This is a genomic window from Nocardioides sp. Soil777, assembly GCF_001428425.1.
Lineage (GTDB): Bacteria > Actinomycetota > Actinomycetes > Propionibacteriales > Nocardioidaceae > Nocardioides > Nocardioides terrigena.
Window position 1 is genome coordinate 236,277 of the sequence record NZ_LMSN01000001.1, and the last position, 23,976, is coordinate 260,252.

Consider the following 23,976-nt stretch of genomic DNA (forward strand, 5'->3'; position numbering starts at 1 on the left):
GCGATCCCCCGGACGCACACGACAGGACGCCCGGACGGACCTGCAGCGGTCCGTCCGGGCGTCCTGGTCATCGGTGGGTCAGACGCGCACGCCCTCGAGGACCTCGCGCACCTCGGCAGCCGTGCCGGCCTGACGCAGGCGCTCGACCTGCGCCGGGTCGGTGAAGACGCCGGCGATCTTCTGCAGGAGTGCCAGGTGGTCGTCGCCCGCGCCGGCGATGCCGATCACGAACTCGGCCGGCTTGCCGTTCCAGTCGACGCCGTCGGGATAGCGGATGAACGAGATCGCCGATCGGTTGATCGCCGACTTGGCCTCGTTGGTGCCGTGCGGGATGGCGAGCAGGTTGCCCATGTGGGTCGAGACCGAGGTCTCCCGCTCGTGCATCGCCTCGACGTACGACGCCTCGACGGCGCCGCTGGCGACGAGCAGCTCGCCCGCCTCCGTGATGGCGTCGTCACGCGAGGTGGCGTTGCCCCGCAGGACGATCGAGCTGTCGTCGAGCACCCCGCTCGGAGTCTCCGCGGCCGCCTCCTCGACGGGGGCACCGCCGGGGGTGTTGGTGCGGTCGAGCAGCTCGACGATCTCGTCGTAACGCGGCGAGGCCATGAAGTTGTCCACCGCGACGTGCATGGCCGACGGGGTCTTCTGACGGGCACGGTCGGTGAGGTCCTGGTGGCTCACCACCAGGTCGTAGGTGTCGTCGAGGTTGGAGATCGCCTTGTTGACGACGGTGACGTCGCCGTGGCCGGCGGCCTGGATCTTCTTGCGGAGCACCGACGCGCCCATGGCGGAGGAGCCCATGCCGGCGTCGCAGGCGAACACGATCGACTTGATCGCACCGGCGGCGGCACCGGTGCCACCCGACAGCATCCCGGCGACCGACGACTTCTTGCCCTTGTTGGCCTCCATCTGCGCGGTCGCGGCCGCGAGGTCGCCCTCGTCGTCGGACCGATCGGTCTTGAGCAGCAGCGAGGCCACGAGGAACGTCACCGCCGCGGACCCGAACACCGCGAGCGTCACTCCGACGAAGGATCCCGAGGCCGTCTGCGCGTAGACCGCGAAGATCGAACCGGGCGCCGCAGGGGCGCGCAGGCCCACGTCGAAGGCGACGTTGATGGCCACACCGGTCATGCCGCCGGCGATCATGGCCAGGATCAGCTTGGGCTTCATCAGGACGTACGGGAAGTAGATCTCGTGGATGCCGCCGAAGAACTGGATGATCGCCGCACCGGGAGCCGTGGCCTTAGCCACGCCCTTGCCGAAGATGGAGATCGCGATGAGCAGGCCCAGGCCCGGGCCGGGGTTGGCCTCGAGCAGGAACAGCACGGACTTGCCCGTCTCGGCCGCCTCGGTCAGGCCGAGCGGGGTCAGCACGCCGTGGTTGATGGCGTTGTTGAGGAAGAAGACCTTGGCCGGCTCGATGACCACCGAGGTGAGCGGCAGCAGGTTGTTGTCGACCAGCGTCTCCACCCCGTTGCCCAGGATCTCCATGACCTTGTTGACGATCGGCGCGATCGCCCAGAAGCCCACGAGCGCCATCACGAACGCGACGATGCCGGCCGAGAACATGTTGACGAGCATCTCGAAGCCGGCCCGCACCTTGCCCTCCCAGACGGCGTCGAGCTTCTTCATGACCCAGGCCGCGAGCGGTCCCATGATCATGGCGCCGATGAACATGTGCACCTGCCCCAGCGCCGAGAAGTCCTCCGCGGCGTTGCCGGCGGCGAGCCACTTGGCCAGCTCGGCCGTGTTGAACTCGGCGATGAGGAAGTCGGACCCGGCGATGGCACCCATCACGGCGAAGGCGCCCACGACGGCGCCGCGGTCGCCGTACACCATGCGACCACCGGTCGCGGCGATCAGGATCGGCAGCAGGTAGTGGATCGCGGGACCGACCATGGTGGCCAGGTCTGCGTTGGGCCACCAGCCGACATCGATGAACAGGGCCGTGAGCAGGCCCCAGGCGATCAGGGCCGGGATGTTCGGCATGATCATGTTGGACAGGAACGTTCCGAACTTCTGCACGTGGACCCGCGCGCCGGGGCGCGGTGTCGTCTGTGTGGACATGGATTCCTCCGGATGTGGTGACGGGTGCTGGAGCGCGGGGTGACCCCGATCACAGGCAGGGCACCAGTACACCTCAATACGGGCACGTTGCCAAGCATTCGGGCCAAAGTGGGGGTCATTTGGTGTGGATTTCGCCCCGTTATGCCCGCTACGGTGAGTGACACACCACACCAGCGACCGACAATGCACCCGTGGAGGGATTCCGACCATGAAGGCACTGCGCTTCTACGCCCCCGAGGACGTCCGGCTCGAGGACGTGCCCGAGCCCGAGTGCGGGCCCGACGAGATCAAGATCAAGGTCAAGAACTGCTCGACCTGCGGCACCGACGTGAAGATCAAGAAGAACGGCCACGTCAACATCACGGGGACCACGACGATGGGCCACGAGGTGGCCGGCGAGATCGTGGAGGTCGGCGCCGACGCGCTCGGCGGCTTCTCCGTGGGTGACCGCGTGCAGTGCATCGCGGCCGTCCCCTGCGGCGACTGCCACGAGTGCAAGAAGGGCTGGATGGAGGTCTGCCAGAACCAGACGTCGGTCGGCTACCAGTACGACGGCGGCTTCGCGGAGTACATGATCGTCCCGGCCCAGGTGCTCAAGGTCGACGGCCTCAACCGCATCCCCGACAACGTGGGCTACGACGAGGCCTCGGCCGCCGAGCCCTTCGCCTGCGCCATCAACGCGCAGGAGCAGCTGGGCATCGAGGAGGGTGACTTCACCGTCGTCTTCGGCGCCGGCCCGATCGGCTGCATGCACATCCGCATCGCCCGCGGCGTGCACAAGGTCGGCACCGTCGTGCTCGTCGACGTCAACGCCGAGCGGCTCCAGATGTCGGCCGACGCCGTCCAGCCCGACCACGTCATCGACGCGTCGAAGGTCGACGTCGTCGAGGAGGTCATGAAGCTCACCGGCGGCCGCGGCGCCGACGTGATCATCACCGCGACCCCCGCCAACGTCACCCAGGAGCAGGCCATCGCGATGGCTGCCCGCCAGGGACGGATCTCGTTCTTCGGCGGCCTCCCCAAGACCGACCCGACGATCACCTGTGACTCCAACGTCGTGCACTACCGCCAGCTGCACATCCACGGCGCCAACGGCTCCTCGCCGGACCACAACAAGCGGGCACTGCAGTACATCTCCACCGGTCAGGTGCCGGTCAAGGACCTGATCACCAAGCACATCCCCCTCGACGACGTGCTGTCGGCCTTCGACATCGTCGCCAAGGGCGAGGCCATCAAGGTCACTGTCGAGCCCTGACAGCGAGGAACGAGCTGACAGGGCTCGCGACGGGAGGTTGAGGAGGGTCGGCTCGCACGCCGCGACAGCGGCGGACGAGCGACCCGTCTCGAAACCCACCGTCGAGCCCTGACAGCAGCACCACGGACGGCCCGCCACCTCGACACGAGGGGCGGGCCGTCCGTCGTACCGACCCCGTGGGGCCTGCGGTCAGTGCACGAGCGCGCGTACGGCGTCGCGCCCGGCCATCGGGTCGCTCGCGCCGAGCGCGGCCTCGGCGGCGGCCTCGCAGGTGTCCATGGACACGCGGGAGAGCTGGGCGCCCACCGGACGCACGGCCCGGGCCGCCATCGACAGCGAGGTGACCCCCATGCCCACCAGCGCGCAGGCCAGCAGCGGGTCGGCGGCCGCCTCGCCGCAGACCCCGACCGACTTGCCGGCCTGCTTGCCCGCCTCCGCGGTGATCGCGATGAGCTGCAGCACGGCCGGCTGCCACGGGTCGGTGAGGTGGGCGAGGTCCGTGGCCATCCGGTCGGCGGCCATGGCGTACTGCGTGAGGTCGTTGGTGCCGATGGAGAGGAAGTCCACGACCTCGAGCATCCGGTGCGCCAAGAGGGCGGCACTGGGGATCTCGACCATGATGCCGGGCTTGAGCCCGCGGGCGCGGACCTTGTCCGCGAAGTCGGAGGCCTCCGCCACCGTCGCGACCATCGGCGCCATCACCCAGGTCTCGGTGCCGGTCCGCTCGGCGGCGATCTGGATGCCGTCGAGCTGGCGGTCCATCAGGCCGGGGTTGCCGAAGGACAGCCGGAGGCCGCGGACGCCGAGGGCGGGGTTCTCCTCGCCCGGCAGGGTCGCGAAGGCGATCGGCTTGTCGGAGCCGGCGTCGAGGGTGCGGATCACGACGTGCTGGCCCTCGCCGAACGCGCCCAGCACCTGCGCGTAGATGTCGGCCTGCTCCTCGGCCGACGGCTCGTCGGTGGCGTTGAGGAAGCACAGCTCGGTGCGGAAGAGCCCGACCCCCTCGACCGGCTCGGCGCTGGCCTGCACCGCGCTCGGGCCGTCGGCCACGTTGGCGAGCAGCTTGACCGCGATCCCGTCGGACGTCGCGGCCGGACCCGACCAGTCGGCCAGCGCGGCGCGCGCCGCCTTGCTGGCGGCCACCCGCTCCTGGGCCTCGGCGGGGTCTCCCCCGACCTCGACCTCCCCGGACTCGCCGTCGACGACCAGGAACGCGCCGTGGTCGAGGTCGGTGATGCCGGCGGTGCCGACCACGCAGGGGATGCCCAGCTGCCGGGCGATGATGGCGGTGTGGCTGGTGGCGCCACCGCGCTCGGTGACCAGGGCGACGATGAGCTCGGGGTCCAGCCCGGAGGTGTCGCTCGGGGCGAGGTCCTCGGCGACCAGCACGGACGGCTCGGAGGGCGTGGGCACGCCCGGCTCGGGCTCGCCGACGAGGTGGGCGACGACCCGCCGCTCGATGTCCTCGAGGTCGGTGACCCGCTCGGCCATCAGGCCGCCCATGTTGGTGAAGATGGTGACGAACTGCTCGACGGCCGCGTCGACGGCGGAGACCAGGCCCTGGCCGGCGGCGACGTTCTTGGCCACCGCGCTGCGCAGGCCCTTGTCGCGGGCCAGACCGGCACTCGCGGTCAGCACCTCAGCGGCCGGGCCGGTGGCCTTGTCGGCCTTGCGGGCGAAGCTGTCGGCGACCGCGCCGACCGCGTCGTCGTACGCCGACATGGCGGCCTCGGCATCGGCGAAGTCGCCGTCGCCGAAGCGGGCGATCGCCTCGGGCGAGACCTCGCCACGCACGAGCAGGGCAGGTCCGGCGGCGACTCCCGGCACGACAGGCGTCCCGCGGAGCACGGTGTGAGCAACTGTGGTCATGGACACACCGTAGTTCAGTGCGTGCTTGACAATCAACAGATACGGGGATAAAACAACACAGACACAGATGAGTGACGGCGACCACGTCGCCCGCCCTCCTCACCAGGCCCGACCCACGATGACCGAAGGAGTCCCGGTGTACGCCGAGGAACGCCAGCAGGCCATGGCCCAGGCCATCACCCAGCAGGGTCGCGTCTCCGTCGCCGAGCTCGCCGAGGAGTTCTCGGTGACCACCGAGACCGTGCGCCGGGACCTGTCGGCCCTGGAGCGCATCGGCCTCATCCGCCGGGTGCACGGGGGCGCCGTGCCCGCCAGCTCGCTGGCCGTCATCGAGTCGGGGCTCACCGAGCGCGACCTGGCCAACACCACCGCCAAGGACCTGATCGCCGCCGCGGCCGTCGCCCTGCTGCCGCCCCCCGGCTCGATCGTGGTCATCGACGCCGGCTCCACCACCGCCCGGCTCGCTGCCCTCCTCCCCCGCGACCACCGGCTGACCGTCGTCACCCACGCCGTGCCGGTCGCCGCGCGACTCGCCGGGCTCCCGCAGATCGACCTCTTCCTCCTGCCGGGCAAGGTCCGGCCGACCACCCAGGCCGCCGTCGGTGCCGACACGGTCGCCGCGCTGGGCGACCTGCGGGCCGACGTCTCCTTCGTGGCGACCAACGGACTGAGCATCGGCCACGGGCTCACCACGCCCGACCGCGAGGAGGCGGCCACCAAGCGCGCCATCGTGGCCGCCGGACGGCGTACCGTCGTGCTTGCCGACTCCACCAAGATCGGCGTCGAGTCCTCGCTGCGGTTCGCCGCCATCAGCGACATCGACGTCCTGGTCACCGACTCAGCCATCAAGCCCGACGACCAGAAGGCCCTCGACGCGGCCGGCGTGGAAGTGGTGATCGCATGATCCTGACCCTGACCCCCAACCCCAGCATCGACCGCACGGTGTCCCTGGCCGGCGAGCTGATGCGCGGCCAGGTGCAGCGCGTCGACTCGGTGACGTCGCAGGGCGGTGGCAAGGGCGTCAACATCTCCCGGGCCTCGGTCAGCGCCGGGCAGCCGACGCTGGCGGTGCTCCCCGCCGCCAAGGACGACCCGTTCGTCATCGAGCTGCTGGCCGCGGGCATCGACTGCCGACCCGTCCGGCCCGCCGGCGACGTCCGGGTCAACATCACCATCACCGAGCCGGACGGCACCACCACCAAGCTCAACTCCCCCGGCGCCACCGTCGAGCAGGTGCACCTCGACGCGATGTCCGACGCGCTGATGGCGCGGGCCGGGACGGCCGACTGGGCCGTGCTCGCGGGGTCGCTGCCGCCCGGTGCACCGCCGGAGTTCTACGCCGACGTCGTACGCCGCCTGCGCGGCACCGTGGCGAAGGTCGCCGTGGACACCAGCGAGGCGCCGTTGCGCGCCCTCGTCGACGCGCTTCCCGCGTCGGCGCCCCACCTGATGAAGCCCAACGGCGAGGAGCTCGCCTCCTTCACCGGCGGCGACGCCGAGGAGCTGGAGGGCGACCCACGGCTCSCCGCGGCCGCCGCGCGGACGCTCGTCGACCGCGGCGTCGAGGCCGTCCTGGCGACCCTCGGCGGCAACGGCGCCGTGCTCGTCACCCGGGAGGGCGCCTGGCACGCCACTCCCCCACCGACCACCGTCGTGAGCACGGTAGGAGCAGGCGACTCGAGCCTGTTCGGCTATGTCCTGGGCGACATCCGCGGGCTCACGCCGCCGAAGCGCCTCGCCCTCGCCGTGGCCTACGGCAGCGCTGCCGCTGCCCTGCCCGGCACCACGATCCCCGAGCCGTCGCACCTCCGCACCGAGCTCGTCACTGTCACCGCCTTGGGAGGCACCGCATGACCGATCTGATCACCAGGGAACTGGTGCGCCTCGACACGACGTGGGGCGACGACAAGCTCGACGTGATCCGGGGGCTGGCCGCCGTCGTCGGCGACGCCGGACGCGCCGCCGACACCGAGCAGCTCATCGCCGACGCCTTCGCCCGTGAGAAGACCTCCTCGACCGGCCTACCGGGTGGCATCGCCATCCCCCACTGCCGGACCACCGGTGTCGAGGAGCCCACGCTGGCCTTCGCCCGCCTACGCCCACGGGTGGACTTCGGCGCCAAGGACGGCCCCGCCGACCTGGCGTTCCTGATCGCTGCCCCGGCCGGGGGCGACGCCACCCACCTCCAGCTGCTCACCAAGCTGGCCCGCTCGCTCGTGAAGCCGTCCTTCACCAACGCGCTGCGCGAGGCCGAGGACGCCGACGAGGTCGTCGCGCTCATCCAGGCGGCTCTCGACGTGCCCGACCCGGCCCGGTCGACGCCGGCCGCCGCCTCCGTGGCCGCGGCGACCCCCGCGGCCGCGACGGCGGTGACGCTGGCGACCGGCGGACCCAAGTCGATCGTGGCCGTCACCGCGTGCCCGACCGGCATCGCGCACACCTACATGGCCGCCGAGGCCCTTGAGGCCGCCGCCGGGCGGGCCGGGGTCCCGATCCAGGTCGAGACCCAGGGGTCGGCCGGCAGCACGCCGCTCTCCCCCGAGACGATCGCCAACGCCTCCGCGGTGATCTTCGCCGTCGACGTCGGGGTGCGCGACCGCAGCCGCTTCGCCGGCAAGCCGATGGTCAGCTCGGGCGTCAAGCGGCCGATCGACGACGCCGACACGATGATCGCCGAGGCGCTCCGCTACGCCGACGACCCGTCGGCGCCGCGCGTCGAGGGCACCGCGGCCCAGGCCGGCGAGGGCGCGACCGGGAAGCAGTCGTTCGGCGCCACCGCGCGCCGGGTGCTGATGACCGGTGTCTCGTACATGATCCCGTTCGTCGCCGCGGGCGGTCTGCTCATCGCCCTGTCGTTCCTGCTCGGCGGCTACGAGATCGCCCTCCAGACCGAGGACGGGGCCGGTGTGTCCGGCCTGATCGTCGCCGACTCGTCCCTCCTCAACCTCCCCGACACCAGCTCCTACGACCTCGCCGGTGACGCGACGCTGCCCAACGGGCCACTGCTGACCTACCTCGGCGCCCTTCTGCTCACCCTGGGTGGCGCCGCCTTCGGCTTCCTGGTGCCCGCCCTGGCCGGCTACATCGCCTACGCGATCGCCGACCGCCCGGGCATCGCGCCCGGCTTCGTCATGGGAGCGATCGCCGGCACGCTCAACTCCGGCTTCCTCGGTGGCATCATCGGCGGCGTGCTCGCCGGCATGGTGGCCCACTGGATCGCCGGCTGGAAGGTCCCCACCTGGATGCGCGGCCTGATGCCCGTGCTGGTGATCCCGCTGCTCGCCACCCTCATCGTGGGCTTCGTGATGGTGGTCGTGCTCGGCAAGCCGTTGGCGAGCCTGATGGCCAACCTGTCGGACGGCCTCAACAGCCTGCAGGGCGGCTCCGCGATCATCCTCGGCATCATCCTCGGCCTGATGATGGCCTTCGACATGGGCGGCCCGCTCAACAAGACCGCCTACGCGTTCGCCGTCACCGGCCTCGGTGCCGCCGCCACCGCGACGGACGCTCCGGAGCTCCGGGTCATGGCTGCGGTCATGCTCGCCGGCATGGTCCCCCCGCTGGCGCTGGCCCTGGCCACCGTCCTCCGCCCCGGGCTCTTCACCGTCCCCGAGCGCGAGAACGGCAAGGCCGCGTGGGCGATGGGCGCCTCGTTCATCACCGAGGGGGCCATCCCGTTCGCCGCGGCCGACCCGCTGCGCGTGATCCCCTCGATCATGGCGGGCAGCGCCGTCACCGGTGCACTGGCGATGAGCTTCGACGTCTCGCTGCGCGCCCCGCACGGCGGCATCTTCGTGCTCTTCGCCGTGGACGGGGTGTGGGGCTTCCTCATCGCCCTCGTCGCTGGCACGCTCGTCGCCGCCGCGCTGGTGATCACCCTCAAGAGCATCGGTGATCGCGACACCGACCTCGCTACTGTCTGACCCAGTCGCACCGACCACTCCCCACCGAACCTGTAGGAGCACCCATGCCCAGCAAGTCCGTCGTCGTCGGCTCGGCCGTCGGCCTGCACGCCCGTCCCGCCGCGATCATCGCGGAGGCCGCCGAGGGCCTGGACGCCTCGGTCACCATCAACGGGGTCGACGCCAGCTCGTCGCTGATGATCATGACCCTCGGTGCCGGCAACGGCGACACGGTCGAGGTGGAGAGCGACGACCAGTCGGCGCTCGACGCGATCGCCGCGCTCGTCGAGCAGGACCTCGACGCCTGAGCACAGGCGCATGACCCGAGCAACGGGCCGGTGTCCCCCACGGGGGCACCGGCCCGTTGTCGTACGACGCGGGGTCAGGGAGTCCGGTGACCCTCGCGCTCGCGCAGCGCGAGGTAGACCGCACGCACCCCGACCGCCTTCTCGAGGTGCACCATCACCGCGGCGAAGAACTGGCCGCGGTAGGTCTCGTCGGTGATCGCCGAGACGGTGAAGTAGAGGCCGGAGAAGGACGCGAGGAAGAGCGACACCTTGACCAGCTCGGCCGAGACGTTGGGCAGGAAGGTCACGTGCGTCGTGTACTCCAGGCCCGTCCAGGAGAGCTGGACGTCCTCGTTGACGATGAGGGACCCGAAGACCAGCAGGAAGCCGAAGACCGCCGCGACCAGGATGAGCACCTGCACGGCCTGGATGACCAGCAGCACGACGATGAGGTTCCACCGGTCGTAGCCACTGATGTCCGCGTGCGCCGCCGGATCGGCGTCGGGGTCGTCGACCATCTCGCGGCACACCCCCTCGAGCGGCGTCCCCCGGCAGGCTCGCAGGAGGAAGGCGTCGTCGACCGCGTCGTCGGCCTGGTCGACCTCCTCCGGCAGCCGGACCAGCAGGAAGACCGTGCCCAGTCCCAGGAGGAGCAGCGCGGTGAGCCACAGGGTGCCGAAGCCGAGGCTGGAGGCCATCTGCCACGCCTCGGCGTTGATGAAGAGGAAGGCGATGAAGACCAGCAGCAGCGGGAGCGCCCGTGACGCGGTGGACACCACCGAGCCGAGGCTGGACAGCGTCCGTTTGAGGGCCCACCCCACGATGGGTCGCGCGTGCAGGGCGGTGAGCGCGTAGACCACGACCGCCACCCCGACGACGGTCAGCAGCACGGCCGGAGCCGCCGCCGCCTGGCTCGACAACCAGCCAAGCAGACCGGCCAGGACCGCGGCCACGAGGACCACCACCCCCAGCGCGGGGAGGAGGCGGCGACGGGTCAGCGCCTCGCGCGCGGCCGCGCGCTCGGAGGGCACGAAGTAGGAGAGCCCGTGCGCGAGGAACCACGCCTCGGTGTCGAGCACCGGGTCGCCCGTCGGGCGGCGCTGGGTCACGCCGACTGTCCCAGGATCTCCCGCGCGCGGCGTACGTCGTCGTGCATGGTCTCGATGAGCGCCTCGACGCCCTCGAACTTCACCATCCCGCGCAGCCGGTCGACGAACTCCACCTCCACCTCCACGCCGTACAGCTCGAGGTCGTCGCGGTCGAGCACGTAGGACTCGACGCGGCGCTTGCGCTCGCCGTCGAAGGTCGGGTTGGTGCCGACGCTGATCGCGGCGGGGAAGCGCTCACCGGTGTCGCGGCGGGTGAGCCAGCCGGCGTACACCCCGTCTGCCGGGGCGGCACCGTCGACCGGGGTGGGGACGTTGGCGGTCGGGTAGCCCAGCTCACGGCCGCGCTGGTCGCCCCGGACGACGACGCCGCGCACGGAGAAGGACCGGCCGAGGGCCTCGGCGGCCCCGGCGACGTCACCGGTGGCGAGGCACTGGCGGACGTACGTCGAGCTCCACACCTGGGGGCCTCCGTCGAGGGCGATCCCCTCCACGGCGAAGCCACGCTCCGCGCCGACCTCGCGCAGCAGCGCCACGTCGCCGGCGGCCCGGTTGCCGAAGCGGAAGTTGGCGCCGACGACGACCGCTCGGGCGTGCAGCGTGCCGACCAGGACCCGGTCGATGAACTCCACGGGGGTCCAACCGGCGATGTCGCGGTCGAAGGGGACGACCAGCACCGCGCGGATACCGGCCTCCTCCACCAGGCGCGCCCGGGTCTCCACCGAGGTGAGGATGGGAGGTGCGTGCTCGGGGCGCAGCACCGCCATCGGGTGGGGGTCGAACGTCACCACGACGACGGTGTCGACCCCGAGGTCGGCGGCCGTCGCGCGGGCCTGCGCCAGCACGTGGCGGTGGCCGAGGTGCACGCCGTCGAAGTTGCCGATCGTGACGACCGTGCGGCCGAGGTCGGCCGGCACGTCGTCGAAGGCACGCCAGATCTGCACGGGCCGAAGCCTACGACGCCGCTCAGCCGACGAAGACGGCGACGGGCCGGGCTCCGTCCGCGGTGGGCTCGTAGAGCGCCAGGAAGGTGCCATCGGGTGCGAACAGCGCGTGCTCGCCGGCGCCGGGCAGCACCAGGTCGAGGGGCCGGCCCACGCGCACCGCGGCGGCCGTCGGCTCGTCCAGGTCCACGGCCGGGAAGGTCGCCCGGGCGGCGTCCGCGATGGGCAGCACCGACGGGGCGCCGGCGAGGTCCTCGAGGCTGCGGGCCCGGGACAGGTCGAAGGACCCGACGGCCGTACGCCGCAGCGCGACCAGGTGTCCTCCCACCCCGAGCGCAGCGCCGAGGTCGCGGGCGATGGCCCGGATGTAGGTGCCGCTGGAGCAGCGCACCGAGATGTCGACGTCGCTCCCCCGCACGCCGGTCACCTCGAGCGCATGGATCGTGACCCTGCGGGCGGGCAGGTCGACGTCCTCGCCGTCCCGCACGCGCTGGTAGGCGCGCTTGCCGTCCACCTTGATCGCGGACACGGCGGTGGGCTTCTGGTCGATCTCGCCGACGAAGACGGCGAGCGCCTCGCGGATGCCCGCCTCGGTGAGGTGGTCGGTCGACGCGGTGGCCACCACCTCACCCTCGGCGTCGTCGGTGGTCGTGGAGGCGCCGAGGCGGATCGTCGCGTCGTACGCCTTCTCCGTGAGCATCAGGTGCCCGAGCAGCCGGGTGGCGCGGTTGACGCCCAGGACGAGCACGCCGGTCGCCATCGGGTCCAGCGTGCCGGCGTGGCCGACCTTGCGGGTGCCCAGGGCGCGACGCACCCGGGCGACGACGTCGTGGGACGTCATCCCGCCGGGCTTGTCGACGACGACGAGCCCGTCCGCGACGGGTGAGGTCACGCGTCCCTGCCGTCGGCGGCCCCGTCGTCGGACCAGACGTCCTCGGCGTCGTCGTCGAGGTCGCCCTCCTCGCGCGGCTTCTTGTACGGGTCCTCCTCGCCGGCGTACGCCGAGCCGCGGCGGGCCGCGACCTCCTCGTCGAGGGCCTTGGCCCGGGCCAGGACCTCGTCGAGAGCGCGGGCGCTCTCGGGGAGCGCGTCGGGGATGAATGTGAGCGTCGGCACGATGCGCATGCCGAGCTGCTTGGCGACCTCGGAGCGGATCACGCCCTTGGCCGACTCGAGGGCGGCGGCCGAGCTCTCGCGCTCCTCCTCGGCGCCGAGCACCGTGTAGAAGATGGAGGCCTGCTGGCTGTCACCGGTGACGCGGACGTCGGTGATGGTCACGAAGCCGAGGCGCGGGTCCTTGATACGACGCTCGAGCATCTCGGCGACGATGACCTTGATGCGGTCGGCGATCTTGCGGACGCGGGGGTTGCTCATGGTTCCACTCTCTCAAACAGCGACCGGGCACGTCCGCCCTCGGTGGAGGACGGACGTGCCCGGTCAGCCGGGTTCGGTCAGCTGCGCGGGATCTCGCGCATCTCGAAGGACTCGACGATGTCGCCGATCTGGATGTTCTGGTAGTTCTTCAGCACCAGACCACACTCGAAGCCCTCGCGGACCTCGGACGCGTCGTCCTTCTCGCGGCGCAGCGAGGACAGGTCGAGGTTGTCCGCCACCACGGCGCTGTCCCGGAGGATGCGCACCTTGGCGTTGCGGCGGATGACACCCGAGGTGACCATGCAGCCCGCGATGTTGCCGGCCTTGGACGAGCGGAAGATCTCGCGGATCTCCGCCTGGCCGAGGGCCGACTCCTCGTACTCGGGCTTGAGCATGCCCTTGAGCGCCGCCTCGATCTCCTCGATGGCCTGGTATATCACCGAGTAGTAGCGGATCTCGACGCCCTCGCGGTCGGCCATCTCGGTCGCCTTGCCCTGCGGGCGGACGTTGAAGCCGATGATGATCGCGTCGGAGGCGGCCGCCAGGTCGACGTTGGTCTCGGTGATGGCACCGACACCGCGGTCGATGACCCGGATGCCGACCTCGTCGCCGACGTCGATCTTGGCCAGCGCGTCCTCGAGCGCCTCGACCGAGCCGGACACGTCGCCCTTGAGGATGAGGTTGAGCTCCTGGCTCTCGCCCTTCTCCATGGAGGCCATGAAGTCCTCGAGGCTGCGGCGCACGCGACGCTTGGCCTGCATGGCCGCCCGCTCGCGCGCCTCACGCTTCTCGGCGATCTGGCGGGCCATGCGGTCGTCCTCGACCACGATGAAGTTCTGGCCCGCACCCGGGACCGCGCTGAGGCCGAGCACCATCGCGGGACGCGACGGGTCTGCCTCGACGATCTCGTTGCCGTGCTCGTCGAGCATGGCCCGCACACGACCGTGCGCCGGACCGGCCACGATCGAGTCGCCGACCCGCAGCGTGCCGCGCTGGACCAGCACGGTGGCGACGGGACCGCGGCCACGGTCGAGGTGCGCCTCGACCACGAGGCCCTGGGCGTCCTGCCCGGGGTTGGCACGCAGGTCGAGCGACGCGTCGGCGGTGAGCACGACGGCCTCGAGCAGCTTGTCGAGGTTGAGCCCCGCCTTGGCCGAGACGTCGACGAACATCGCGTCGCCGCCGTACTCCTCGGGGATCAGGCCGTACTCGGTGAGCTGGCCACGGACCTTGGTCGGGTCGGAGTCGGGCTTGTCGATCTTGTTGACCGCGACCACGACCGGTACGCCGGCCGCCTTGGCGTGGTTGAGCGCCTCCACCGTCTGCGGCATGACGCCGTCGTCGGCCGCGACCACGAGGATCGCGATGTCGGTCGCCTGGGCGCCACGGGCACGCATGGCGGTGAACGCCTCGTGACCGGGGGTGTCGATGAGGGTGATGCGACGGTCGTTGCCGTCAACCTCGGTGTGGACCTGGTAGGCACCGATGTGCTGGGTGATGCCACCGGCCTCCTTGTCGACGACGTTGGCGTTGCGCAGCGCGTCGAGGAGCTTGGTCTTTCCGTGGTCGACGTGACCCATGACGGTCACGACGGGCGGACGGATGACCAGGTCGGCCTCGTCGCCCTCGTCGGCACCGAACTCGAGGTCGAACGTCTCGAGCAGCTCGCGGTCCTCGTCCTCGGGGGAGACGACCTGCACGACGTAGTTGAGCTCGTCACCGAGCAGCTCGAACGTCTCGTCGCCCACCGACTGCGTGGCGGTCACCATCTCGCCGAGCGAGAACAGCATCTGCACCAGCGCTGCCGCGTCGACGTTGATGCGCTCCGCGAAGTCGGTCAAGGACGCGCCGCGGGGCAGCCGGACGGTCTCGCCGTTGCCCTTGCGGACGCGCACGCCACCCAGGGTCGGGGCGTCCATGGCCTCGAACTCCTGGCGACGGGCGCGCTTGCTCTTGCGACCTCGACGCGAGGGGCCACCGGGGCGACCGAAGGCACCCTGGGTCTGGCCACGCTGGCCGGGACGACCGCCACCGGGACGACCGCCACCGCTGGGGCCGAAGCCGCCGGGGGCGCCGCCGGGGCCACCACGACCGGGAGCACCGGCACCGGCGCCACCGCGACCGGGCGCACCGCCACGGGCGGGAGCACCGGGACGACCCGGTGCGCCACCGCGACCGCCGGGACCACCGGGGCCGGGACGACCGCCGGGGCCTGAGCCGAAGGCGGCCGGGGACTTGGGCATCATCGCCGGGTTGGGGCGGGGCATGCCCGGACGGCCGGGAGCGCCACCGTCACGCGCGGCGGGGGGCCGCGGCGGACGCTGCTGCTCGGCCGGGGCCGCGTCGCCACCGGGTGCGGGCGCCGGACGGCGGCCCATGCCCTGGCTGGAGGCGAACGGGTTGTTGCCCGGACGCGGGGCGCCGGGACGTGCCGAGGGCCGGGGGGCCGGCGTCGCGGGCTTGGGTGCAGCCGGCGCGGACTCCGCCGCGGCCGGAGCCTCGACGGCGGGCGCCGGGGCCTCGGCGGCGGGCGCCTCGGGCTCGGCTGCGGGGGCCGGCTTGGGGCCGGGCTTGGGGCCCGGTCGCGGACCGGGGCTGGACACCGGCGCGGCCGGGGTCTCGGCAGGGGCGGCAGCGGCGGCGGGCGCCTCGGGCGCAGCGGCCGGGGCAGACGCCTCGGCAGCCTTCGGGGCCGGCGCCTTGGGGGCCGGCTTGGCCTCCGGCTCGGCAGCCGGGGCGGAGGCGGCGGCGGACTTCAGCTCGTCGCCGTACTGCTTCTTGAACCGCATCTCGACGGGGGGCTCGACAGTCGACGAAGCCGACTTGACGAACTCACCCATCTCCTTGAGCTTCTCGAGAACGAACTTGCTCTCGACGCCGAACTCCTTGGCGAGTTCGTGGACTCGGGTCTTGGCCACAATTCTCCTTCTGGCCCGAGACCCGTCGTCGCAGGAGTGCGGCGGGGTGGTTCGGACCGTTAGCGGGTGTGCAAACTCATCGGGAAGTACTCATCGAGTGCTCATGAGCTGCTGCTCCAGTCTCTGATCGGTACTGATCTGGTCGGTGCTGCTTCGGTCTGTCGTGCGTCAGTGCTGTGCGAGGTGCTGCTGGGCCGCGAGGTGCTCTGCCACGGGCGTGCTGGAGAGTGCCTCCCCTGCCCTGAGGGCCCGGGAGAACGCCCGCCGGCGTACCGCGAGGTCGTAGCAACCGGTCGTGGGGTGCAGGTGCGCCCCTCGGCCCGGAGCCGCGCCGCGTGGATCGGGGCGGACGACCGACTGGCCGCTCGCGTCCGAGCCGATGACGACACGCAACAACTCGCTCCTGGTGGCCCGCTCCCGACAGCCGATGCACGTGCGGATGGGCACGTGCGAGCTCTCGGTCATGGTCACCACCCGGAACTCTATCGCTTACGCCACAGAATCCCGAATGGCCCCACGGGGCCGCCCACCCGTACGGGCCGGTCAGGCCTCGGGGGTCGGCGCCTCGTCCGAGCGGATGTCGATGCGCCAGCCGGTCAGGCGCGCAGCGAGGCGGGCGTTCTGGCCCTCCTTGCCGATGGCGAGGGACAGCTGGTAGTCGGGGACGACCACGCGGCACGAGCGGGCCGCCGCGTCGACGATCTCCACCGAGCTGACGCGCGCGGGCGACAGGGCCTGCGCGACGAACTCGGCGGGGTCCTCCGAGAAGTCGACGATGTCGACCTTCTCCCCGTGCAGCTCGGCCGTGACGTTGCGGGCCCGCTGGCCCATCGGGCCGATGCAGGCGCCCTTGGCGTTGACGCCGGGGACGTCGGAGTAGACGGCGATCTTGGTGCGGTGGCCGGCCTCGCGGGCGATGGCGGCGATCTTGACCGTGCCGTCCGCGATCTCGGGGACCTCGAGCGCGAAGAGCTTCTTGACGAGGTTGGGGTGGCTGCGCGACAGCGTGATCTGCGGCCCGCGCATGCCCTTGCGCACGGAGACGACGAGGGTCTTGATGCGCTCGCCGTGCTTGTACTCCTCGCCCGGCACCCGCTCCCCCGTCGGCAGCAGCGCCTCGAGCTTGCCCAGGTCGACCATCACGTCGTCGGGGTTGCGGCCCTGCTGGATGATGCCCGAGATGATGTCGCCCTCCTTGCCGGAGAACTCACCGAAGCGGATGTCGTCCTCGGCGTCGCGCAGTCGCTGGAGCATGATCTGCTTGGCCGTCGTGGCGGCGATCCGTCCGAAGCCGGCGGGCGTGTCGTCGTACTCCTCGGAGGCGTTGCCCTCCTCGTCGACCTCGCGGACGAGCACGTTGACGTGGCCCGTCTTGCGGTCGAGCGTGACGCGCGCGGTCTCCTGCGCGCCGGGGGTCTTGTGGTACGCGGTGAGCAGTGCCTGCTCGATCGCCTCGACGAGCACGTCGAAGGAGATCTCCTTCTCGCGTTCCAGCATCCTCAGGATGCTCAGGTCGATGTCCATCAGGCGTCCTCGCTCTTGTCGCTCTTGCGGTTGAACTCGATCTGCACGAGTGCCTTGGCGACGTCGGCGTAGGGCACCTCGCGGGGAGTGCCGTCGACGTCGAGCGTCGCCGCGGTCTCGTCGCAGGTGGTGATGCGGCCGCTCAGCGTCTCACCCTCGACGAGGGTGACCTTCACCAGGCGGTCGGCGTTGCGGCGCCAGTGGCGCGGCAGGGTCAGCGGCCGGTCGACGCCGCGCGAGGTCACCTCGAGGGTGTACGGCATCTCGCCCATCACGTCGGACTCGTCGAGCACCTCGGAGATCGCACGCGTCGCGTCGGCGACGTCGTCGAGGGTCACCCCGCCGTCCTTGTCGACGGCGACCCGCAGCACGCGTCGCTTGCCGGCCGGTGTCACCTCCACCGCCTCCACGTCGAGGCCCCGGTCTGCCAGGGGTCCGGTGAGGGTCTCCTCGATCCGGTCCCGGGTGGCGTCCTGCTTGGCGCTGCTCACGAGTGTGCGACCTCCTTGTGCTGTTGTCCTTCGGGGCCACGATAGCGGCTGTTCCCGGACGTCCCACCAGCGGCGGATAGGGTTCCGGGCGTGCCAGCGACCGCCCGCCCCGTCTCCCGCCGTACGGCGGTCGGCATCACGCTGGTGGGCACGCTGGCGGGCTCCGGGTTGCTGGCCGGGTGCACCCTCGACCCGCCCGCCCCGGACCCGGCCGACGGCGCCCCGGTCGAGCCGGAGCCGGATGCCGACGTCGTCCTGCTCGGCACGGTCCTCGACGCGCTCGACGCGACCGCCGCACTGGTCGCGGCGACGACGGAGCAGCACCCGGGACTCGCCACCGGTCTGGACCCGCTGCTCGCGCTGCACGCCGCACACCGCGCCGTCCTCGACGGGGCCGCCGAGGTCGAGCAGGACCCCGCCGGGACCCCGACCGTGCCGGGTCGGCCACGGGTGGCCCTCGACGGCGTACGACGCGCCGAGACGCGCCTCGTGGCGACCCTGCGGGAGACGACCGGGGTCGCCCAGAGCGGTGACTTCGCCCGCGCGCTGGCCAGCATGGCCGCGTCCCTGACCCAGCACCTCACCGTGCTGGGCAGCGAGGGTGCCGCCGCATGACCGCCCTCGACGCACTGCAGGCCACCCTGTCGGCCGAGCACGCTGCCCTCCACCTCTACGGCCTCTACGGCGGGCGCACCTCGCAGTCCGCCGACCCGGCGCTCTTCGAGGCCCTGCAGGACGGCTACCGCGTGCACCGCGCGCGACGCGACCAGCTGCGCCTGATGGTCTCCGACCTGGGCGCCGAGCCGGTGGCCGCGGGTGCGGCGTACGACGAGCCCGCCGGTCTGCGCGGTCCGGCGCGCGTGGCCCGCGAGGCGCTGGGCACCGAGCAGGCCTGCGCGGAGACGTACGCCGCCCTGGTCGCTCAGACGTCCGGCCGGGACCGCCGCTGGGGTGCCACTGCGCTCACCGAGGCGGCGGTGCTGCAGCTGCGGCTCGGCGGTCGACCCGAGGACTTCCCCGGGGCACCCGAGCTCGGCTGACCCGCAGCGACGCGGATCCGGGGAAACGCCTGCGGAAACGGGAATGGTCCGCGCCCTCACCGAGTGGGGAAGTCCCGAGATCTCCCCCAGCCGGTGAGGACGCGGACCAGGGGGTTGGTCAGCATCACCCGTGTGACTCGCCATGTGGGGTGGCGGCACATGCAGAACTATGCAGCACGGTGGATGCCGCGCCTACCTTCTTAGGGTTGCATCTTCCTGCGATGCGTAAACCTGCAAAAGTACGTCCGCTCAGCCCAGCCGTCGTACGGCGTCGGGCACCTGCGACAGGGCGTGCACCACGGCGTGCGGCTCGCCCTCGGTGTGCCCGACCTGCGCGGCCGGGATGGTGCTGAGCGGCACGTGGATCGCACCGAGCCCGGCCTGACGGGCGCCCCAGATGTCGTCGAAGAGCCGGTCACCGACGTAGACGCACGCCGCGGGGTCGTCCACCCCGACCGCCTCCATCGCCGCGGCGAAGGCCTGCGCGGAGGGCTTCGTCCACGGGATCTCGCTGGTGTAGACGTCACCGTCGACGAGGTCGTAGACCCCGTCGCGCTCGAAGAAGCCCACGTGCCACTCGCGCGGCCAGATCGTGTTGGAGAGCACGCCGACGCGCAGTCCCATCGCGCGCAGCTCCTCGAACATCGGGCGGCACTCGGGGTCGGTGGCGGTGTGCGGCTCCCAGAACGCGTAGTAGGCGTCCAGCAGCTCGGGGTCGTGCTCGAGCCCCGCCTCGGTGAAGAGGTCGGCGATGGTGGCGCTCTGCTGGTGGTCGCGGCTCCTCCCCCACACGACGTCGCCCGCCGCGTGGAGCCGGGTCGTGATCTCGGCGGCGGAGTGGTGCTCGGCATCGACGACCGCCTGGGCGAGCGCGTGCGACTCGGCGTGGAAGTCCACGTCGTGCCAGCGCGTCAGGGTGCCGCCCCAGTCGAAGATGACCGCCTGGAGGGGTTTCGAGGAGCCCATCGCGCCGGTCAGCCGCGCACGACCGCGGCGATGTGCGCCGCGGCCTCCGCCACCGGCACGTCCTGGCGGTCGTCGCTCGCCCGGTCGCGCACCTCCACGACGCCGTCGGCCAGGCCCCGACCGACGGTGACGATGGTGGGCACCCCGATGAGCTCGGCGTCCTTGAACTTCACCCCGGGGCTCACCTTGCCGGCGCGGTCGTCGTACAGGACGGTGATGCCCTGGGAGGACAGCGCGGAGGCGAGCTCCTCGGCGGCCGTGAAGATCGCCGGGTCCTTGCCGGCGGCCACCACGTGGACGTCGGCGGGCGAGACGTCGCGCGGCCAGCAGAGCCCGCTGTCGTCGAGGGTGCCCTCGGCGATCGCCGCCACGGCCCGGGAGGGGCCGATCCCGTAGGAGCCCATGGTGACCGTGACCAGCTTGCCGTTCTCGTCCAGCACCTTGAGGTCGAGCGCCTCGGCGTACTTGCGGCCGAGCTGGAAGATGTGGCCCATCTCGACCCCGCGCGCCGACTCCAGCGTGCCCTCGGTGCAGTTGGGGCAGGTGTCGCCGTCGCGCACGTCGGCGGCCTCGATGGTGCCGTCGGGGGTGAAGTCCCGGCCGACGACGAGGTCGAGGACGTGCGAGCCGGGCGTGTTGGCGCCGGTGACCCAGCGGGTGCCCTCGACGACGCGGGGGTCGACGAGGTAGCGGATGCCGGACGCGGACTCCTCACCCAGCGCCTCCGGACCGATGTAGCCCTTGACCAGCGCGGGGTGCCGGGCGAGCTCGGCCTCGTCCATCGCCTCGACCTCGATGGGCTCGAGCTGGCCCTCGAGGCGCTTCTGGTCGACCTCGCGGTCGCCGGGCACGCCGATGGCGAGCGGCTCGCGCGTGCCGTCGGGGTGCTTGAGGACGACGAGCACGTTCTTGAGGGTGTCGCCGGCCGCCCAGGGACGGTCGTCGCGGGGGTACGCCGCGTTGAGGTGGTCCACGAGCGTGTCGATGGTCGGGGTGTCGGGGGTCTCCTCCGCGTGCGCGGCGGGCGCGTCGTCGTACGACACGGCGTCCGGGGGCCGGACGGCGACGGCCTCGACGTTGGCGGCGTAGTCGCAGTGCGTGCAGCGGACGTAGGTGTCCTCGCCGACCGCGGCCTTGGCCAGGAACTCCTCGCTGGCCGAGCCGCCCATCGCACCCGAGGTCGCCTTGACGATGACGTACTCGAAGCCGAGGCGGTCGAAGATCCGGACGTAGGCCTCGCGGTGCTTCTGGTACGACGCCTCGAGGCCGGCGTCGTCGACGTCGAACGAGTAGGAGTCCTTCATGACGAACTCACGACCGCGCAGGAGGCCGGCGCGGGGACGCGCCTCGTCGCGGTACTTGGTCTGGATCTGGTAGATCGAGAGCGGCAGGTCCTTGTAGGAGCCGTAGAGGTCCTTGACGACGAGGGTGAACATCTCCTCGTGCGTGGGCCCGAGCAGGTAGTCGGCGCCCTTGCGGTCCTGGAGACGGAAGATGCTGTCGCCGTAGTCGGTCCAGCGGCCGCTCGCCTCGTAGGGCTCCTTGGGCAGCAGCGCGGGGAACAACAGCTCCTGGGCGCCGATGGCGTCCATCTCGTCGCGGATGATGTTCTCGATGCGGCGCAGCACCCGCAGGCCCAGCGGCAACCACGTGTAGATGCCGGGGGCGGCGCGGCGGATGTAGCCCGCGCGGACCAGGAGCCGGTGGCTCGGGACCTCCGCGTCGTTGGGGTCGTCTCGGAGAGTGCGGACGAACAGGCTCGACATGCGGAGGATCATGGGGCGAAGGCTACTGGCGGCCCGCCGGGCACCGCGAACCAGATTGCTGCAACCGGAGACCGTCGTGCCACGTCTCCCTGTCGAGACACCCACCCAAGGCACCACCCAGGCACCGGGAGAGACCATGACGCGCAGGCTCCGAGCCCTCACCCTCACCCTCGCCGTCGGTACGGCGGGCGCCCTGCTGGCCGCCACGCCTGCCGGCGCCGCCCCCACCGACCTGGACCCCGCGGACCTGCCCCGGGGCGCGGACATCGCGATCCCGCACATGGACGGGACGACCTTCGTCGACGGGGACCGCCGGGTGGCGATCGACGCCGAGCGGGCCACCCTGCTCGGCCGCTCCGGTCGGGCCTTCATCATCGGCACGTCGGGCGAGGACGGCCTCCGGCCCTACCGCGTCGTCCGGCTCCGCCCCGACGACACGGTCAAGCCGCTGCTGCGGTCCAGCCCGTGGAGCATCACCGTCTCCGAGGACGGCAGGAGGCTGGTGCGGCTGCGCAACGGCAGCCGCCGGAGCTCTCCGGTGAGCATTCACTCGGCCCGCAGCGGCACGCTCCTCCGGGAGCGGGGCTTCCGGGACTACCCGAGCGTGCTGGGCATGCAGGGCCGGCGGGTGCTCCTGACGACCTGGGAGCGCGGCGTCTTCTGGTGGGACGTCCGGAGCGGGCGGACCACCACGGTGACCAGCCGGCCGGCGGGCCACGCCGACCTGGAGCAGGACCTCCTCGCGACCTACACCGACGACCCCTACCTCGACGGCTGCACGGTGCTGAGCCGGCTCTCGCGCCCGGCCCGGACGCTGTGGAGGTCGTGCTCCGAGCGGGTCGAGAGCGTCAACACCGACGGCACCGGCATCGCCACCGTGCACATCCTCAGCGACGGCATCGGCCCGAGCCGGGTCACGCTCCGCACCGTGCGTGGGACCAAGGTCGCCCGCTACGACGCCGAGCGGTGGTTCGGGTCGATCCGCTGGGAGGACGCCGACACGGTGCTGCTCGACACCAACGGAACGGAGTTCGCCACCGTCCGCTGCGTGCTCACCGCCTGCGAGAACGCCAGCGACCCCGAGCCGCCGATCGTGCTGCGTACGACGCGCTGAGACGGGAGCGGTCCCGCTGCGGTCCGCAGGTCAGCCGCGGGCCGCGCGGAGCGCCGTACGGATCATCGGCAGCTGGAGCGGGAGCCGGGCGAAGGCGGCGGTCTTGAGCCCCGTCTTCCGGCTGTCCTTGACGTCGTTGGCCATCTTGATGTTGGCCGGGTAGACGGCGAGGAGCAGCGCGGCGCTCGCCCAGCCGGCGACCCGGCGGGTGCGCGGGTGCAGCAGGCCACCCGCGCACAGCAGCTCGGCCACCCCGCTGGCCAGCACGACCTCGCGGTGGGCGGGCACGAGCGACGGCACGATCGGCTCGTAGACCTCGGGCTTGGCCAGGTGCAGTGCCCCGGAGATCACGAAGATGCCGGACAGGGCCTTGATGTCGCGCGTCAGCGGCGAGGTCGTCATGGCGGTGACCCTAGACGGACACCGGTGCCGAGCGGCGTCGGGACTCAGAACATCAGCGTCGAGAACCGCGCCGACTCCGTGAACCCCACCCGGGCGTAGGCGGCCCGGGCCGGGGAGTTCCACTCGTTGACGTAGAGCGAGACGGCCGGCGCGATCCGCTGGCGGACCATCTGCACGACGGCGGCCATGCCCCCGACCGCCAGGCCCTCCCCACGGCGCTCGGGGTCGACGTACACGCCCTGGACCTGTGCGGCGTACGGCGTCGCGCACGCGACCTCGGCCTTGAACACCACCCGGCCGTGCTCGTCGAAGCGGGCGAAGGACCAGCCGCGGGAGATGAGCTGCTGGACGCGGGTGCGGTAGTAGTCCTTGCCGCCACCGGCCTCGGGCGAGACGCCGACCTCCTCGGTGTACATCGCCACGCAGGCCGGGTAGAGCGCCGGAAGGTCGTCGCGGGTGGTGAGCCGGACGTGCGGGTCGGGCCGCACGGCGGGGTCGTCGTCGATCTGGAGGTGGGGCTGGCGCCAGCGGGCCTCGCGCGGGGTGCCCCACCGGTCTCCCACGACGTCCCAGAAGGCGGCGACCGGCTCGTGCGGCCCGACGATGGTGGCGGTGGAACGCACCCGGGTCAGCGCCCGGTCGGCGAACGCGGCCATGTCGTCGCCCGTGCACTCGACCGGCACGAGGTTGGCCCCCATGTGGCAGCCGGCGACCAGGGTGGACCCCTCGAAGCGACCCCACACCTCGCCGCCGAGCCAGCGCGGCTCGAGGTTGGTGATCCGGGCGCGGTAGTCCGCGAAGACGTTGACGACCGGGTTGCGCGCCGTCAGCGCCAGGAACTGGTCGCGGTCGTCCGGCCCGAGCAGCCGCACCTGCGCGCTCCCGGCCCGGTTGCCCGTCTCCTGCTCGGTCACCACGGCCGCGAGCCTGCCACAGATGGGGTGCCGCGCG

22 protein-coding genes are annotated in these 23,976 nt (G+C 71.9%); 8 read left to right on the top strand and 14 right to left on the bottom strand.

All coding sequences use genetic code 11. From position 1 onward, the window contains the following. Positions 1-78: 78 nt before the first annotated feature. Positions 79-2,067, bottom strand: a complete 1,989-nt coding sequence (locus ASG88_RS01165; RefSeq protein ID WP_056885567.1) for a PTS mannitol transporter subunit IICBA — start codon at positions 2,065-2,067, stop codon at positions 79-81. A gap of 208 nt (positions 2,068-2,275) precedes the next feature. On the opposite strand from ASG88_RS01165, the gene ASG88_RS01170 reads away from it, so the two are divergent. Then, positions 2,276-3,322 (top strand): zinc-dependent dehydrogenase, encoded by a 1,047-nt coding sequence (locus ASG88_RS01170; RefSeq protein ID WP_056885568.1) that lies wholly within the window; start codon positions 2,276-2,278, stop codon positions 3,320-3,322. Between the two features lie 189 nt (positions 3,323-3,511). Here the strand turns inward: ASG88_RS01170 and ptsP are convergent, their stop codons facing one another. After that, a complete protein-coding gene (ptsP, locus tag ASG88_RS01175) occupies positions 3,512-5,191 on the bottom strand; it encodes a phosphoenolpyruvate--protein phosphotransferase (protein ID WP_056885569.1) in 1,680 nt (559 codons plus the stop codon). Positions 5,192-5,258: 67 nt separating this feature from the next. Here ptsP and ASG88_RS01180 point away from each other — a divergent pair, with 67 nt between their 5' ends. The 4 genes from ASG88_RS01180 to ASG88_RS01195 are packed head-to-tail and all read left to right on the top strand — an operon-like array spanning position 5,259 to position 9,401. Beyond that, positions 5,259-6,095: a DeoR/GlpR family DNA-binding transcription regulator gene (locus ASG88_RS01180; RefSeq protein WP_235534673.1), complete on the top strand. Its 837-nt coding sequence runs from the start codon at positions 5,259-5,261 to the stop codon at positions 6,093-6,095. Continuing rightward, positions 6,092-7,045, top strand: a complete 954-nt coding sequence (locus tag ASG88_RS01185) for a 1-phosphofructokinase family hexose kinase (RefSeq protein ID WP_056885571.1) — start codon at positions 6,092-6,094, stop codon at positions 7,043-7,045. Before ASG88_RS01180 ends, ASG88_RS01185 begins: the two co-directional genes overlap by 4 nt. Beyond that, positions 7,042-9,114 (top strand): fructose-specific PTS transporter subunit EIIC, encoded by a 2,073-nt coding sequence (locus ASG88_RS01190; RefSeq protein WP_056885572.1) that lies wholly within the window; start codon positions 7,042-7,044, stop codon positions 9,112-9,114. The genes ASG88_RS01185 and ASG88_RS01190 overlap by 4 nt, the downstream gene beginning before the upstream one ends. Positions 9,115-9,158: 44 nt before the next feature. Continuing rightward, a complete protein-coding gene (locus tag ASG88_RS01195; RefSeq protein WP_056885573.1) occupies positions 9,159-9,401 on the top strand; it encodes an HPr family phosphocarrier protein in 243 nt (80 codons plus the stop codon). Between the two features lie 74 nt (positions 9,402-9,475). Here ASG88_RS01195 and ASG88_RS01200 read toward each other — a convergent pair whose 3' ends face one another. The 8 genes from ASG88_RS01200 to rimP all read right to left on the bottom strand — a co-directional run bounded on the left by ASG88_RS01200 (position 9,476) and on the right by rimP (position 17,737). Beyond that, entirely contained in the window at positions 9,476-10,489 is a 1,014-nt protein-coding gene (locus ASG88_RS01200) for a hypothetical protein (protein WP_056885574.1), read from the bottom strand. Next, the gene (locus tag ASG88_RS01205; protein WP_056885575.1) at positions 10,486-11,430 is read right to left on the bottom strand and encodes a bifunctional riboflavin kinase/FAD synthetase; all 945 of its coding nucleotides are present in this window, start codon (positions 11,428-11,430) and stop codon (positions 10,486-10,488) included. Before ASG88_RS01205 ends, ASG88_RS01200 begins: the two co-directional genes overlap by 4 nt. Before the next feature lie 22 nt (positions 11,431-11,452). Next, the gene (gene truB / locus ASG88_RS01210; RefSeq protein ID WP_082599773.1) at positions 11,453-12,322 is read right to left on the bottom strand and encodes a tRNA pseudouridine(55) synthase TruB; all 870 of its coding nucleotides are present in this window, start codon (positions 12,320-12,322) and stop codon (positions 11,453-11,455) included. Beyond that, on the bottom strand, positions 12,319-12,804 hold the full coding sequence (rbfA, locus tag ASG88_RS01215; RefSeq protein WP_056885576.1) for a 30S ribosome-binding factor RbfA: 486 nt from the start codon (positions 12,802-12,804) through the stop codon (positions 12,319-12,321). The genes truB and rbfA overlap by 4 nt, the downstream gene beginning before the upstream one ends. A gap of 77 nt (positions 12,805-12,881) precedes the next feature. Beyond that, the gene (gene infB / locus ASG88_RS01220) at positions 12,882-15,722 is read right to left on the bottom strand and encodes a translation initiation factor IF-2 (protein WP_056885577.1); all 2,841 of its coding nucleotides are present in this window, start codon (positions 15,720-15,722) and stop codon (positions 12,882-12,884) included. A 168-nt stretch (positions 15,723-15,890) separates the two neighbouring features. Continuing rightward, positions 15,891-16,187 (bottom strand): YlxR family protein, encoded by a 297-nt coding sequence (locus ASG88_RS01225; RefSeq protein ID WP_056886011.1) that lies wholly within the window; start codon positions 16,185-16,187, stop codon positions 15,891-15,893. A 78-nt stretch (positions 16,188-16,265) separates the two neighbouring features. Further along, on the bottom strand, positions 16,266-17,246 hold the full coding sequence (nusA, locus tag ASG88_RS01230; RefSeq protein ID WP_056885578.1) for a transcription termination factor NusA: 981 nt from the start codon (positions 17,244-17,246) through the stop codon (positions 16,266-16,268). Beyond that, positions 17,246-17,737 carry a ribosome maturation factor RimP gene (rimP, locus tag ASG88_RS01235; protein ID WP_056885579.1) on the bottom strand — a complete coding sequence of 164 codons (492 nt, stop codon included), beginning with the start codon at positions 17,735-17,737 and terminating at the stop codon, positions 17,246-17,248. The genes nusA and rimP overlap by 1 nt, the downstream gene beginning before the upstream one ends. A 90-nt stretch (positions 17,738-17,827) precedes the next feature. Between rimP and ASG88_RS01240 the strand changes: the two genes are divergently transcribed. Then, complete coding sequence (locus tag ASG88_RS01240; protein WP_056885580.1) at positions 17,828-18,352, top strand: hypothetical protein; 525 nt, start codon at positions 17,828-17,830, stop codon at positions 18,350-18,352. Then, positions 18,349-18,777: a ferritin-like domain-containing protein gene (locus ASG88_RS01245; RefSeq protein WP_056885581.1), complete on the top strand. Its 429-nt coding sequence runs from the start codon at positions 18,349-18,351 to the stop codon at positions 18,775-18,777. The genes ASG88_RS01240 and ASG88_RS01245 overlap by 4 nt, the downstream gene beginning before the upstream one ends. 249 nt (positions 18,778-19,026) lie before the next feature. On the opposite strand, the gene ASG88_RS01250 is transcribed toward ASG88_RS01245, so the two are convergent. Both ASG88_RS01250 and ASG88_RS01255 read right to left on the bottom strand, forming a co-directional pair. After that, a complete protein-coding gene (locus ASG88_RS01250) occupies positions 19,027-19,743 on the bottom strand; it encodes an HAD family hydrolase (protein ID WP_056885582.1) in 717 nt (238 codons plus the stop codon). 8 nt (positions 19,744-19,751) lie between these two features. Next, on the bottom strand, positions 19,752-21,521 hold the full coding sequence (locus tag ASG88_RS01255; protein ID WP_056885583.1) for a proline--tRNA ligase: 1,770 nt from the start codon (positions 21,519-21,521) through the stop codon (positions 19,752-19,754). A 124-nt stretch (positions 21,522-21,645) separates the two neighbouring features. Between ASG88_RS01255 and ASG88_RS01260 the strand changes: the two genes are divergently transcribed. Beyond that, a complete protein-coding gene (locus tag ASG88_RS01260) occupies positions 21,646-22,623 on the top strand; it encodes a hypothetical protein (protein ID WP_056885584.1) in 978 nt (325 codons plus the stop codon). A 30-nt stretch (positions 22,624-22,653) separates the two neighbouring features. Here the strand turns inward: ASG88_RS01260 and ASG88_RS01265 are convergent, their stop codons facing one another. Together ASG88_RS01265 and ASG88_RS01270 are read right to left on the bottom strand one after the other, a co-directional pair. After that, entirely contained in the window at positions 22,654-23,025 is a 372-nt protein-coding gene (locus tag ASG88_RS01265; protein ID WP_056885585.1) for a hypothetical protein, read from the bottom strand. 44 nt (positions 23,026-23,069) lie between these two features. Then, entirely contained in the window at positions 23,070-23,942 is an 873-nt protein-coding gene (locus ASG88_RS01270) for a DUF4081 domain-containing GNAT family N-acetyltransferase (protein ID WP_235534674.1), read from the bottom strand. Positions 23,943-23,976 lie beyond the last annotated feature (34 nt).

Excerpts from the sequence above, each read along its gene's own strand:
- ASG88_RS01165 (WP_056885567.1), bottom strand. The coding sequence starts at position 2,067 with ATGTCCACACAGACGACACCGCGCCCCGGCGCGCGGGTCCACGTGCAG.
- ASG88_RS01170 (WP_056885568.1), top strand. The coding sequence starts at position 2,276 with ATGAAGGCACTGCGCTTCTACGCCCCCGAGGACGTCCGGCTCGAGGAC.
- ptsP (WP_056885569.1), bottom strand. The coding sequence starts at position 5,191 with ATGACCACAGTTGCTCACACCGTGCTCCGCGGGACGCCTGTCGTGCCG.
- ASG88_RS01180 (WP_235534673.1), top strand. The coding sequence starts at position 5,259 with ATGAGTGACGGCGACCACGTCGCCCGCCCTCCTCACCAGGCCCGACCC.
- ASG88_RS01190 (WP_056885572.1), top strand. The coding sequence starts at position 7,042 with ATGACCGATCTGATCACCAGGGAACTGGTGCGCCTCGACACGACGTGG.
- ASG88_RS01195 (WP_056885573.1), top strand. The coding sequence starts at position 9,159 with ATGCCCAGCAAGTCCGTCGTCGTCGGCTCGGCCGTCGGCCTGCACGCC.
- rbfA (WP_056885576.1), bottom strand. The coding sequence starts at position 12,804 with ATGAGCAACCCCCGCGTCCGCAAGATCGCCGACCGCATCAAGGTCATC.
- ASG88_RS01225 (WP_056886011.1), bottom strand. The coding sequence starts at position 16,187 with ATGACCGAGAGCTCGCACGTGCCCATCCGCACGTGCATCGGCTGTCGG.
- nusA (WP_056885578.1), bottom strand. The coding sequence starts at position 17,246 with ATGGACATCGACCTGAGCATCCTGAGGATGCTGGAACGCGAGAAGGAG.
- ASG88_RS01245 (WP_056885581.1), top strand. The coding sequence starts at position 18,349 with ATGACCGCCCTCGACGCACTGCAGGCCACCCTGTCGGCCGAGCACGCT.
- ASG88_RS01250 (WP_056885582.1), bottom strand. The coding sequence starts at position 19,743 with ATGGGCTCCTCGAAACCCCTCCAGGCGGTCATCTTCGACTGGGGCGGC.
- ASG88_RS01255 (WP_056885583.1), bottom strand. The coding sequence starts at position 21,521 with ATGATCCTCCGCATGTCGAGCCTGTTCGTCCGCACTCTCCGAGACGAC.
- ASG88_RS01260 (WP_056885584.1), top strand. The coding sequence starts at position 21,646 with ATGACGCGCAGGCTCCGAGCCCTCACCCTCACCCTCGCCGTCGGTACG.
- ASG88_RS01265 (WP_056885585.1), bottom strand. The coding sequence starts at position 23,025 with ATGACGACCTCGCCGCTGACGCGCGACATCAAGGCCCTGTCCGGCATC.